A 13,150-nucleotide genomic window follows, 5' to 3' on the forward strand; every position below is an offset into this window, starting at 1 on the left:
AATTTCAGGGTTGTCATGTTGTTAATTTTTCAAGGTTCTTTGTTGTCGAACTCATCAGCGACAACTTCTATATGCTATCACATTCAGTGTTCTTTGTCAACAACTTTTTTAATTTCTTTTTTGATGTTCTGCATGCTTTCCAGATGAGAATCATCATGAAATATGTAAGTTGTGATCTTTGTTCGTTTGGTGTTTCGTACCGCGAACAGTTGATATAATACTAAATCAGACGTCAGATGTCAACACTTTTTTTGACAAAAATTGTATTAAAATAAATACAATCTTATATGTACTCTAACGCCTGACTGATATTCGATACTCCTACTACTTTTATGCCCTCTATACTCTTAAGATGCTCTGCATTTGTCTTTGGCATAATACATGTCTGGAATCCCATTTTTACCGCTTCTCTTACACGCTGCTCTGCTGCGGATACGCCACGGACTTCTCCTGAAAGTCCTACTTCACCGAATACGACCATACTCTCATCCAATGGACGATTACGAAAACTGGAAACAAGTGCAAATACAATTCCAAGATCTGCTGCCGGATCATCAAGCCGCATACCACCGGCTATATTGACATATGCATCACTTCCTGATAACACCATTCCCGCTCTCTTTTCAAGTACCGCAAGAAGAAGGTTCACACGATTATAGTCCAAACCAACTGTTGTACGTCTCGGCAGATTAAAGCTGGTCTGGCAGACCAGTGCCTGGATCTCCAGCAGGATCGGTCTGGTTCCTTCTAAAGAACATACTACAACCGAACCGGATGTCTGAAGCGGTCTACCTGCCAGCATAACCTTTGATGGATTATTCACCTCTGACAAGCCGGTTTCAAGCATTTCAAATACACCAATCTCATTTGTTGAGCCAAATCGGTTCTTTACCGCACGAAGAATACGGAAACCTGCATTACGATCGCCTTCAAAGTACAACACCGTATCTACCATATGTTCCAGATTTCTCGGACCTGCTACCGTTCCTTCCTTCGTAACATGTCCAACGATAAAGATCGCTATATCCATCTGTTTTGCCATCTGCATCAAACGTGCTGTTACCTCTTTTACCTGAGATACGCTTCCCGGCGCCGATGCTATATCCTCTACTACTATTGTCTGAATCGAGTCGATAACAATAACCTTCGGTTTGTCTTTCTTGACATATTCTTCTACATCTTCCAGATATTTACACACAAAAGCAGCATATCCTTCTGAAATGTACCAATTCGTTCCGCACGCATCTTGATCTGTGACAAAGATTCCTCACCTGAAACATAAAGAATCTTATGACCGTCCGCTGATAGATTTCTGCACATCTGAAGCAGGATTGTCGACTTACCGATACCGGGATCTCCCCCTACCAAAACAAGAGAACCGTTTACGATTCCTCCTCCAAGTACTCTGTTCAATTCTTCCAGTCCTGTGGAAAATCTTGTCTCATCAGCCGTTTTTACTTCTAAAATACTTGTAGGCACCACAGCAGTCCGTCCTCCGGACTGTTTTCTGGCGCCTACCGTTACTTTTTCTTCACAGAACGTATTCCAGGATCTGCATCCCGGACACTGTCCCATCCATTTTGCTGACTCAAATCCACATTCCCGGCAAAAAAAGATCTGTTTTTCTTTTGCCATATAAACTCCTAGTCAAATGCTTTTCTGACGTCTACCTTTACTTCTCTGCCCGGCTCAAGATCTACACTGATGCTTAACTTGCCACCGAGATTTGTTTTATTCTTTCCTACATATATATCATCAATATGAATCTTGTAATCTGTTTCCGGTTCCAGCTCCAGTGTAATAGATGAGGTCTCTGTTCCTTCTACTATAAATGATACATCTTCTTCTGATGAACGGAAGCCATGTACTGCTGTACCCGGTACTGATTCATATACAAACATACCATTCTTCTCAAGCTTGGTGATCTCATTGAAAGTCTTGATCTTATAGATATCACCTTTATATTCAATACCATCTTTCTTTGTCTTTGTTGCTAATTCATAATTTCCGAAATCCAGTGAATCGGACTCTATGTTAATTAAATCGTTGATTACTGACATTTTTATCCTCCTGTACATTATACTCATGCCTTACCCGGCACTTTTATAATCTGATTATACAATAATGCTCCGGCTTTTGCCACACCAAATATAATCAGTTCACAATTATTTTATAGATTTGGAAGCAACTACTTTTCAGGTTCATTTTTTACTACAAACTTCACCTTATCGTTGCGCACAGTCACCTGAACGGTATCTCCCCGTTTGATCTCACCTTTTAAGACTGCTTCTGCAAGCTCATCTTCTATATTCGTCTGAATCGCACGTTTCAACGGTCTTGCTCCGTATTTCTTATCGTAGCCTTTCTCAAAGATCAGTTTCTTAACTGCATCTCCAAACTTCAACTGAATCTCCATCTGCGATGCAACACGCTGCTTTAATTCTTTTAATAGAAGATTCGAAATATTTCTTACATCCTCCTCCGTCAGTGCACGGAATACGATAATGTCGTCAATACGGTTCAAGAACTCCGGCTTGAAGTTCTGTTTTACCTCATCCATAACATTCTTCTTCATATCTTCGTGCTCTGTATCTGCATTTGACGCGGTAACAAATCCAAGCTTCTTCGGATCAATAATCCTCTGTGCGCCTGTATTAGATGTCATGATAATAATCGTGTTCTTAAAATCTACTTTTCTGCCCTGAGAATCTGTGATATGTCCATCATCCAATACCTGTAATAATATATTAAACACATCACTGTGTGCCTTTTCTATCTCATCAAACAATATAACAGAGTATGGATTGGAACGAACCTTCTCACTAAGCTGTCCACCTTCCTCAAAGCCAACATAGCCCGGAGGTGACCCGATCAGCTTCGACACACTGTGTTTCTCCATGTACTCCGACATATCAACACGGATCAATGCGTCCTCACTGCCAAATACTGCTTCTGCAAGAGCTTTCGACAATTCAGTCTTACCTACACCGGTAGGCCCAAGGAATAAGAACGAACCAACCGGACGTTTTGGATCTTTTAAGCCTACACGGCTTCTCTTGATAGCCCTTGCTACCGCATCAACTGCCTCATTCTGACCGACAACTCTCTTATACAACTCCTCTTCCAGACGTTCCAGACGTTTGGATTCCTGTTCGGTCAGTTTGTTTACCGGAATCTTCGTCCATACAGATACAACATCCGCAATATCCTCTGCATCTACTACAACACTTTTCGCATTTTTATTCTGCTTCATTTTATCGAGCTTTGTTTCCAGCTTTCTCTGTTTCTTTAACAGTTCTGCCGCTTCATCAATATCTCCAGCCTCTAAAAGGTTCTCAATATCATCGGAAAACGCCTGTATCTCAAGCTCCAATGGCAGTGTCTTCTTTGCCTTCTTTCCGAATCCCAGACGTTTTCTGGAACAGGCTTCATCCATCAGATCAATAGCTTTATCCGGCAGGAAACGGTCACTGATATATCGAACCGATAATGATACCGCTGCTTCCAGTGCCTGATCACTGATCTCTACATGATGATGTTCCTCGTATGCAGAGCGAAGTCCCTTTAAGATCTCTACTGTTTCTTCATTGGTCGGCTCTTCCACATAGACCGGCTGAAATCTTCGCTCCAACGCTGCATCCTTTTCTATATATTTTCTGTATTCTGCACGCGTCGTCGCTCCGATCATCTGGATCTCTCCGCGCGATAAGGATGGTTTTAAGATATTAGATGCATCGATTGCTCCCTCTGCTCCACCGGCTCCGATGATCGTATGAAGCTCATCCACAAACAGAATGACGTTTCCGGCATTTTTTACCTCTGCGATCACCTTCTTGATCCGTTCCTCAAATTCTCCACGGTACTTGGAACCCGCTACCATACTGGATAAATCTAGCGACAACAGTCGCTTATCCCGTACTGTATCCGGCACATCTCCCGCAGCGATCAGGTAAGCAATCCCCTCTGCTACCGCAGTCTTACCTACACCCGGTTCTCCAACCATACATGGGTTGTTCTTCATACGTCTGCTTAAAATCTGAAGCACACGCTCTATCTCTTTCTCTCTGCCTATAACCGGATCTAGATTTCCCATACGGGCATCCATCGTCATATCTCTGGAGAACTGATCCAACGTCGGTGTTGCCGATGCCTTGGATTTATTCTTTCCCTTTTTCAGACTTACAAATTCTTTCTTTGCCGTACTGCCATCCACTCCACATGCAGACATGATGTCTACATATATTTTCTGTATATTTGCCTTTAATGACAGTATGATTTTTACCGCCGTACAATCCAGATGCTTCAAAATGGCAATCAGAAGATGCTCACTTCCTACCTCTGTACTTTCCAGACGTTTTGCTTCATTTCCCGCAAGCTCCAGAATCGACTCTGCGGATTTTGTATATTTGCTTTTCTCTGCGCCAAAGGTTCCTCCGGCTAATGGTATCTGGCTTAAGATATTAATGATCGACTGTATCGTTACTCCATTTTCCTGTAAAACAACAAACGGTGCCGTATCACTGACAAAGGTAAGTGCCATCAACAGATGTTCACTTCCTATATAGTTCTGCCCCAGCTTCTTGGATATCCGTTTGGCTTCTTTTAATATTTCCTGTAATTTTTCACTGTTCGGAAGTTTCAAATTATGTCACCTCTTTTTTCATAGTATATGACATTTTCTGCCTACTATCTTCTGTTATGATACAAAAGTCCCCGGCTCCCATATATTAGTATGTTCCCCAGAGACTTTTTTCTTTCGTATATCTTTCAATAATAATTAACACTCATCAATCGCTTTACCGATATCATGACGCATATATTTATTCTCAAATGTGATCCACTCGGTTGCCTTGTATGCATTTGCACGGGCTTCATGAAGATCCTTTCCTGTAGCTGTTACTCCAAGTACACGACCGCCATTTGTTACAACTTTGCCGTCTTCAAACTTAGTTCCGGCATGGAATACATAGTATCCGTCCTTGTCTTTGAATGTCTCTAGACCTGAGATCGGATATCCTTTCTTATAGGAAACCGGATAACCGTCAGATGCAAGTACTACACATACAGCAGCGTTGTCTTCAAATTCAAGTTCTACCTGATCCAGAGTTCCGTCAATACACGCCTCAAATACATCAATGATATCATTCTTCATTCTAGGAAGAACAACCTGCGCCTCCGGATCTCCAAATCTTGCATTATATTCCAGTACCTTTACGCCCTGTGGCGTGATCATAAGTCCGCAGAATAATACACCCTTGAATTCTCTTTTCTCTGCCTTCATGGCTGCCATTGTAGGCTTGTATATATTCTCCATGCAATAATCTGCGATCTCATCTGTATAGAATGGGCTTGGTGAAAATGTTCCCATTCCACCGGTATTCAATCCTTGATCACCGTCCTGTGCACGCTTATGATCCTGTGCGGATGTCATAGGTTTGATCGTTGTACCATCACAGAACGCAAGAACAGACACCTCACGTCCTGTCATGAATTCCTCGATAACCATAGTATTTCCCGCATTTCCAAAATGCTTATCCAGCATGATCTCTTTTACACCGGCTTTTGCTTCTTCCAGATCCTTACAGATCAGAACACCTTTACCAAGTGCCAGTCCATCTGCTTTTAATACGATCGGGAAGCTTGCCGTTTCAAGATATGCAAGTGCTGATTCTGCATCTGTAAAATTCTCATATGCGGCTGTAGGTATATTGTATTTTTTCATAAGATCCTTGGAAAATGCCTTTGAACCTTCGATGATCGCTGCATTTGCTCGAGGACCGAATGCACGGATGCCCGCTGCTTCAAATGCATCAACTGCACCGGCAACCAACGGGTCATCCGGAGCTACAACTGCAAGATCAACTGCTTCCTTCTTTGCGAAATCAACCAGTTTATCAAATTCCATAACACCGATATCCACACATTCTGCCAATTCTGCAATACCTGCATTTCCCGGTGCACAATAGATTTTTGTTACTTTACTGCTCTTTGCAATACTTGTAATAATAGCATGCTCTCTTCCGCCGCCACCTACAACTAAAATCTTCATTTGTTTTCCTCCTGTCAGTCTTCTACAACTGTTATGCCGTCTTCGATCCGAACCTTTCCATGTGCAATCTTATCAATAGCAGCAGGTAGAATATTCCACTCTGCCTGCTCCATGACTCTCTGCTGAAGCACCTTCGGAGTATCTCCGTTTTGTACCGCAACCGCTTTCTGCATAATGATCGGACCGGTATCGGTTCCTTTATCTACAAAATGTACCGTAGCACCTACTACTTTTACACCTCTTTTTAACGCTGCCTCATGAACCTTGAGTCCATAATAGCCTGTACCACAAAAAGCAGGAATCAGAGAAGGATGGATATTGATAATCCGGTTCTCAAATGCATCAATCACAATCTCCGGAATAACTACAAGGTATCCCGCAAGTACGATCAGATCCGGATTCACTTCCTGTAAAATCTTCAACAGGTTCTCATTAAATACATCTCTTGTTTCAAAATCCTTTGGTGATACTACGATATCTTTTATACCTGCCTGTTTTGCACGTTCCAGTGCATAGGCATTTCTATTATTACTGATAACTGCTGCAATCTCGGTGTCTGTGATCTTTCCTGCTGCGATTGCATCAATGATCGCCTGTAAGTTCGTACCGCCACCGGAAACCAGAACTGCTATTCTTAGCATAAATCTACTCCCTTTTCACCGGCTACTACTGTACCGAGAACAAATGCCTTGTCTCCGGCACTCTCTATAGCTGCTATTGTCTTATCTGCATCTGTAGGATCTATTGCAAGGCACATACCAACTCCCATGTTATATGTATTGTACATCATATGCTCATCTATATCGCCCTTCTTTGCAAGGAGCTTGAATATAGCAGGCACTTCATATGAGTCCTTCTTCACCTGCGCACGAGCTCCGTCCGGAAGCATTCTTGGAATGTTCTCATAGAAACCGCCGCCTGTGATATGGCTGCAACCCTTAATCATTACACCGGCATCCTTTACTGCCTTTAATGCTTTTACATAAATTCTTGTCGGAGCAAGAAGTGCTTCGCCAAGTGTTGTTCCAAGTTCATCATAATATGTATCCAGAGATTCCTTTGTCATCTCAAATACTTTACGAACCAGTGAAAAACCATTGCTGTGTACACCGCTTGAAGCGATACCGATCAATGTATCTCCGGCTTTGATATTCTCTCCTGTGATAAGTTCATCCTTCTCTACGACACCAACAGCAAATCCTGCAAGGTCATACTCATTCTCCGGCATAAGTCCCGGATGCTCTGCTGTCTCGCCGCCAACTAAAGCTGCGCCGGACTGGTTACAGCCTTCTGCAACACCACTTACGATCGTAGCGATCTTTTCCGGATAATTCTTACCACATGCTATATAATCCAGGAAGAAAAGAGGTTCTCCACCAGAACATGCAATATCATTCACACACATAGCCACAGCATCGATTCCGATCGTATCGTGCTTATCCATGATATATGCAAGCTGTACTTTTGTACCGCATCCATCTGTTCCAGACAGTAATACAGGCTCTTTCATCTCTTTGATCTTTGCAAGACTGAACGCACCAGCAAAACCTCCGATACCACCTAATACCTCTGGTCTCATGGTTGTCTTGATGTGCTTCTTCATAAGTTCTACTGACTTATATCCTGCCTCAATATCAACGCCGGCATTCTTGTAATCCATTGTAAAATCCTCCTGTTTTATCCATTATAAAGTGCATTTTCATGCCAATTGATTCTTATAAATTATACGGGATTAATTTCTGTTTGTAAAGAAGCCATTCTCACAAATATACCAGCCCAAAACAGGTCTCTGTTCGGCACAATTTTATTTGTCAGCAAAGCGTGTTTCTTTTTTTTGAAAAATACTATATAAATATCAAATATAATTTGATAATGATTCCCATTTATGGTAATATAACGTTATATGCAGAGTAACTGTTTTTTTCGTTAACAAGAGGTAGTTGTATGACAAATAATAGATTAAACATCGGATTATTCATATGTCATCTCGACAATGAATATGCAAATGAAATATGTAAAGGAGCTGAATACGCAGCGAAAGAGCTAGACGTGAATCTTATCGTCTTTCCGGGCATGTTTTTAAATGCTTCATTTAACGATCCTGAAAACGAAATTTATGATTATCAGTACAACTCTGTTTTTTATTATGCTAAAAAAGAAAATCTGGATGCCCTGATCGTGTCCGTTGGCACGATCGCATCTTTTATATCACAAAAAAGTATTGAAGCATTTTTGGATACTTTTAAAGATATTCCGATCCTTACTCTGGAATCTAAGGTTTCAGGTTATCCTTGTTTACAGACCGACAGTACTGCCGGTCTTCGAGATGCCATCGAACATCTGATTATTCATCACAACCGAAAGCATATCTGTTTTGTTGCCGGAAGAAAGACAAATGAAGATGCTCTGGAACGTTTGAATGTATACCGAACTACAATGAAAGCTCACAACATACCGATCACCGAAGATATGATCGTATACGGTGATTATTCTGAATACAGTCGTGAGATTGTCGGCAAACTGCTTGATGATAATCCGGATGCTGATGCAATTATTTTCTCTAACGATCAGATGGCTATCGGCGGCTATCAGGAATTGAAAAGCCGTAACATCCGAATCGGAGCTGATATCAGTGTAATCGGTTTTGACAACTCTCCCGGTTCCGTAACTATGGTTCCACCCCTTACAACCGTAAACGCGAACACCCCTGCATTGGGCTATCGTGCCGTTGGCAAGATCATTCAGGATATTAAGGCAGGCGAATTCTGTTCTTCTGTCTTGGATTCCCACTTTGTAAAACGATTATCATGTGGGTGCAGTCTGCATGAAAATACCGAACATATGCCGATTGACAATTCCTCTACTGTAACAGATATTCTGGAATACTGTGATGATTCTATTTTAGGCAACATTAAAAACAGCTTTTTTGGTACGATTGTTCTTGATCAGATCAACAGCATCTGGAAGGATATAATAGAAATTGCTGTTTTACCAAAGGCAAAACCATATCCAAAGAATCTGATTGTAGACAAACTGATGTCATTATTGTCATCTCCTGTCACAAGTTTCTTTTCAGTAACCAATATTGCATTTTCATTCCGTTGTTTTTCCGGTGTCATCATAGCATTAATCAACGATCCGGATAAACGGTCTGAATACTATCGGCTAAATTCTCATATTACAAGTGCTATCGCACAGTTTTTGTCAACTTCTTTGTACCAACAGGAACATGACAGCAAAACGGGATCATGGTCTTCAATCTATATTACAAGAGATACTCTTACATATGGAACCGATACAGCAAAAACCTTTTCATCTATGCTTGCTAAATTAAAAGACCTTGGATTTGCAGCATCTTATTTATATGCGTATGATGAACCCGTCGCCATTCAACCGGACGGAAGCTGGAAAACGCCGGATACTTTGTATCTTCAAGCTTTTTACAATCCAAAACATACAGCTGTTTTATCAGGTGAAACACGTCGTATTGCATCTACCGATATCTTTGACAATGAATATACCGGGTTTGAAGATAGATTTACCGCTGTTATTGTTCCTATTTTTACAAATGAACAACATCATGGTCTGTTTGTATGTAATACAGATGTAGATCACTTTGGACACATTTATACAACTTCTCTTCATCTTGGGGCTTCTTTTAAATATTTATCACTTTTAAAAGAACAGATCCAGACAAAAGAACAATTAGTAATGTCCTTAAATGAGATCCATGAAAAAAATGAGCTGTTAAATCACCTGTCTACCTCCGATGAACTGACCGGCGTCAATAACAGACGTGGATTAATGGAAAAAGTAGAATACCTGATCAATAAACCTGCCAATCATGGACGTAAGGCAATGCTACTGTTTGCAGACATGGATAGCTTAAAGATCGTAAACGATAAATTCGGACACAACGATGGAGATTTTGCTTTAAAGAATATTGCAAATATCCTGATGACAAGTTTCCGGGCGAGTGACATTGTCGGTCGAATCGGCGGTGATGAGTTTGTATGTTTTGCTTTCATTGATGATCCTGATTTTCCTAAGACTGTACAGGCAAGGATTCAGGAATTGTCCAATGAATTAAATGAAACCTGTGGCAAACCATATTATATCGAAATGAGTGTCGGTGTATCGGAATTTTCCTGCGATCCGAATATCAAGATTGAGGATCTGTTAAGCCAGGCAGACAGCGCACTGTATTCAAATAAACGATATAAGCGAATGTCTGTTTTAAAATAATAAAATACGATACGAATACTAACTTCTTTATAAAAGCACAGATAAACGCTGTGAAATAAAATAAACCATATAAATGATAGTTTCTCTCCCATGTTCAGGATGATGAATCCACTCTCATTTATATGGTTTATTTTTTATTTTGCCTCTTTAAACGGCTCATTTAACATCTCTGTTCCCGGAAGAACAAATCTGCCATTTTCGATAATGGCAACTTTGGTTCCATCTGCATGAACCGAATAAATGCCTCCGATCTCATCATATGGTATCGTAATATCGGTATGGCAGTTGAAATACGCCTTGCTGATATCCGTCTTTCGAAGGATCGAGCACTCATTATCCTTTGCAACGATTTCCTTGCCGTCCGGATTATGAAGGATATTTTCTTCGCTCCAGCTATAGCAGGTATCACCGACTGCAAAATGCGGTCCCATCTTCTCTACGATCAGTATCGGCAATTTATATACCATGTTATATTTATTTGCAAGTACATATGCGGTCGTATTCGTTCCGATCGCAAACTCTCCGATCGGCAGTGTATCCCGTCCGCCCAAAAGATTATCCTTTACAAATTTTACATTATCTTCTTCTCTGTCAAAGTTCTTACAGGTGTAAGTTTTGATCTTTCCATCTTCAAAGGTCAGCTTGAGATCAACATATTTCAGATCATTCAGATAGACCTCACTCACATTTAAAACTCCATGCGTTCCGGTAAGCTTCGGCGATGTAAAAACCTCGCCAAGAGGAATATTCACATCCGCCAGACAGTTCTCAAAATTTGTCTCTGTCTCCGGGCGCTCTAACACATGCATCGATACCTTCATATCAGTCTGATTACCATTCTGTCCAATCACATGTACCCATTCTGCCTGATCCAGCTCATCGATGATCATCTGGTGAACCGGACGGTATACATCACTTTCCAGATTGTTGATCCGGATGATCTGTTCAAATATTTCTTCATAATCATCTCCGATCTCCGGCATTGGATATGCGATGATCGTAAAGCTGTACTCATCCCCCGGTATATATTCATTCACGATCTGTGACAGTTCATTGGTATATTCCACACCAAGCTCCTGCTGCTTCTTGCTAAGCGTAAGCTGTCCCGGCTTGCTTACCGGTTCAAACGGTGTCTCACCAAAGATCTCGATACACGCCGGTCCTGCATATACAGACGCCTCATATCTGTATTTCTCATAAGCGCCACGCATTATCTCTAACTTTCGTTCCATCAGCTTACGATCAAGGAATAACGCCTGATCCATCTGATGATCGTAATCCATCTGCTTATTTACCGGAGTACCTACATAACCAATCCGGTTCATTCTGATCCGATTGATCCGGTTGGTATCATAACGGAAGCATAACGGTTCCAGCCCCATATCACGGAACTGGAGGATTGCAGCTTTTACGATGCGCTCCATACCAATCGAATACCGGATATTTACATGCTTCTTTTTTGACATATCAATTCCGGCCGCTACAAAGCCCTGTCGAAACCCTTCTGTATAAGTCCGGGCAATCGACGCCACTTTTTCTGATGACATCCTGCGAAGAAACGCTTCCGTTTCCAATTCATTCTTTCCGATGTATTCGCCATATTCATATAAATAGCTGTTATCTCCGTCTTCACATTCCATGACAATATCTGTCGCAAAGGAAAGAATCGGATCCATCTTCTCACGCACACGATAATCCATGAAGAACTCCGCATAATCATGTTCAAAATAATAAATGGCATCTTTTACTGCTTTAACAGATGGAAAATCCTCAAAGATCCCATATACCTCCACAAACAATTCAAACCATACAGTAAGGTCTACAACTCTTCCTTCAAATGCTGCCGCGATCAGTCCATGGAATTCATAACAAAGAAATGTCAGATAGTCAGCAAATAAATATTCCCGCTTGTCTATGTCTTCAATCTCGTCCTCTGCTATTTTCTCACCAAACATCTGTCTGGTGTATTCATAGTTGCAATAACTCGTTTCGTAATTTTCAGGCATAACATCCTGATAAAGTGCTGCATTTATCTGCTGTAATTCTCCCGCTGTACAGCTCTCCGAAATGGACATCCCACTTTTTACCTTTTCGATCACTTTATCTAACTGCAGTAAAAATTCTCCAGTTCTTACAAAATAATCCCGATACCGCATGTCCACTGTTTCTTCTTTTGTGATCGAACGGATCCGCTCAACCATCAGTTCGTAACGATCTTCGATATCTTCATATTCTGCTGTTATATCCTTATAATATGTCATTTATTGTCTCCCTTTATGTTTCCAAGTTGAATGTTCTTCCGGAACACCTCATCAATCACCTGATATAACGTCTCTGATCCCTCTGGTGTCCGCTTGTTTCTACCATACACCTGGTTCTCGAAAACGCCATGCTCTTTCCAGCTTTTTCCTCCAACGGCATCACTTAACATAACCGGCGCCAGATTATCCATTACATGTGCAAATTTGGCTTCCGGCGTCTGATACTCCTCAAATTCATCCCAGAGTCCACGAAGCTTCTTCGCCTGATCTTCCGGCAGGATATTAAATATCCGGTCAGCAGCCTTTAATTCCCGTTCTCTTTTTGTTGCATTTGCATTTTTATCATATGCATATGTATCACCTGCATCTATCTCGATCAGATCATGAACCAGCAGCATGGAAACCACTCTTAATACGTCAACCGGTTCATTTGAATATTCCGCCAGTAAGATTGCCATAAGTGCAATATGCCAGGAATGTTCTGCATCATCTTCTTTTCTGATTCCATCTGTCAGATACGTCTGTCTGACTACAAATTTGCTCTTGTCAACCTCCAGTATAAAATCCAGTTGTTTCTTCAGTCTCTCATCCACAC

At 41.2% G+C, this 13,150-nt stretch carries 8 protein-coding genes and 1 pseudogene; 1 reads left to right on the forward strand and 8 read right to left on the reverse strand.

Annotation, left to right across the window (positions count from 1 at the left end; translation table 11 throughout):
- Window positions 1–283: 283 nt before the first annotated feature.
- The 6 genes and pseudogenes from radA to purM all read right to left on the reverse strand — a co-directional run bounded on the left by radA (window position 284) and on the right by purM (window position 7,709).
- Window positions 284–1,635: pseudogene (gene radA, locus DW959_RS13755) on the reverse strand (DNA repair protein RadA).
- 8 nt (window positions 1,636–1,643) lie between these two features.
- Window positions 1,644–2,060 (reverse strand): hypothetical protein, encoded by a 417-nt coding sequence (locus tag DW959_RS13760; RefSeq protein WP_021944051.1) that lies wholly within the window; start codon window positions 2,058–2,060, stop codon window positions 1,644–1,646.
- A gap of 128 nt (window positions 2,061–2,188) precedes the next feature.
- Window positions 2,189–4,642 carry an ATP-dependent Clp protease ATP-binding subunit gene (locus tag DW959_RS13765; RefSeq protein WP_117823584.1) on the reverse strand — a complete coding sequence of 818 codons (2,454 nt, stop codon included), beginning with the start codon at window positions 4,640–4,642 and terminating at the stop codon, window positions 2,189–2,191.
- 135 nt (window positions 4,643–4,777) lie between these two features.
- A complete protein-coding gene (gene purD, locus DW959_RS13770) occupies window positions 4,778–6,049 on the reverse strand; it encodes a phosphoribosylamine--glycine ligase (RefSeq protein ID WP_117823582.1) in 1,272 nt (423 codons plus the stop codon).
- A gap of 14 nt (window positions 6,050–6,063) precedes the next feature.
- Window positions 6,064–6,690, reverse strand: a complete 627-nt coding sequence (purN, locus tag DW959_RS13775; RefSeq protein WP_021944048.1) for a phosphoribosylglycinamide formyltransferase — start codon at window positions 6,688–6,690, stop codon at window positions 6,064–6,066.
- Window positions 6,684–7,709 carry a phosphoribosylformylglycinamidine cyclo-ligase gene (gene purM, locus DW959_RS13780; protein WP_021944047.1) on the reverse strand — a complete coding sequence of 342 codons (1,026 nt, stop codon included), beginning with the start codon at window positions 7,707–7,709 and terminating at the stop codon, window positions 6,684–6,686. Before purM ends, purN begins: the two co-directional genes overlap by 7 nt.
- Before the next feature lie 284 nt (window positions 7,710–7,993).
- Between purM and DW959_RS13785 the strand changes: the two genes are divergently transcribed.
- A complete protein-coding gene (locus DW959_RS13785) occupies window positions 7,994–10,294 on the forward strand; it encodes a GGDEF domain-containing protein (RefSeq protein WP_117823580.1) in 2,301 nt (766 codons plus the stop codon).
- Between the two features lie 134 nt (window positions 10,295–10,428).
- Here the strand turns inward: DW959_RS13785 and DW959_RS13790 are convergent, their stop codons facing one another.
- Complete coding sequence (locus DW959_RS13790) at window positions 10,429–12,555, reverse strand: aminopeptidase (protein ID WP_117823578.1); 2,127 nt, start codon at window positions 12,553–12,555, stop codon at window positions 10,429–10,431.
- Window positions 12,552–13,148, reverse strand: a complete 597-nt coding sequence (locus DW959_RS13795) for an HD domain-containing protein (RefSeq protein ID WP_021944044.1) — start codon at window positions 13,146–13,148, stop codon at window positions 12,552–12,554. Before DW959_RS13795 ends, DW959_RS13790 begins: the two co-directional genes overlap by 4 nt.
- Window positions 13,149–13,150 lie beyond the last annotated feature (2 nt).

The organism is Clostridium sp. AM46-21 (assembly GCF_003480025.1).
In the GTDB taxonomy this organism is placed as follows: Bacteria; Bacillota; Clostridia; order Lachnospirales; family Lachnospiraceae; genus Coprococcus; species Coprococcus ammoniilyticus.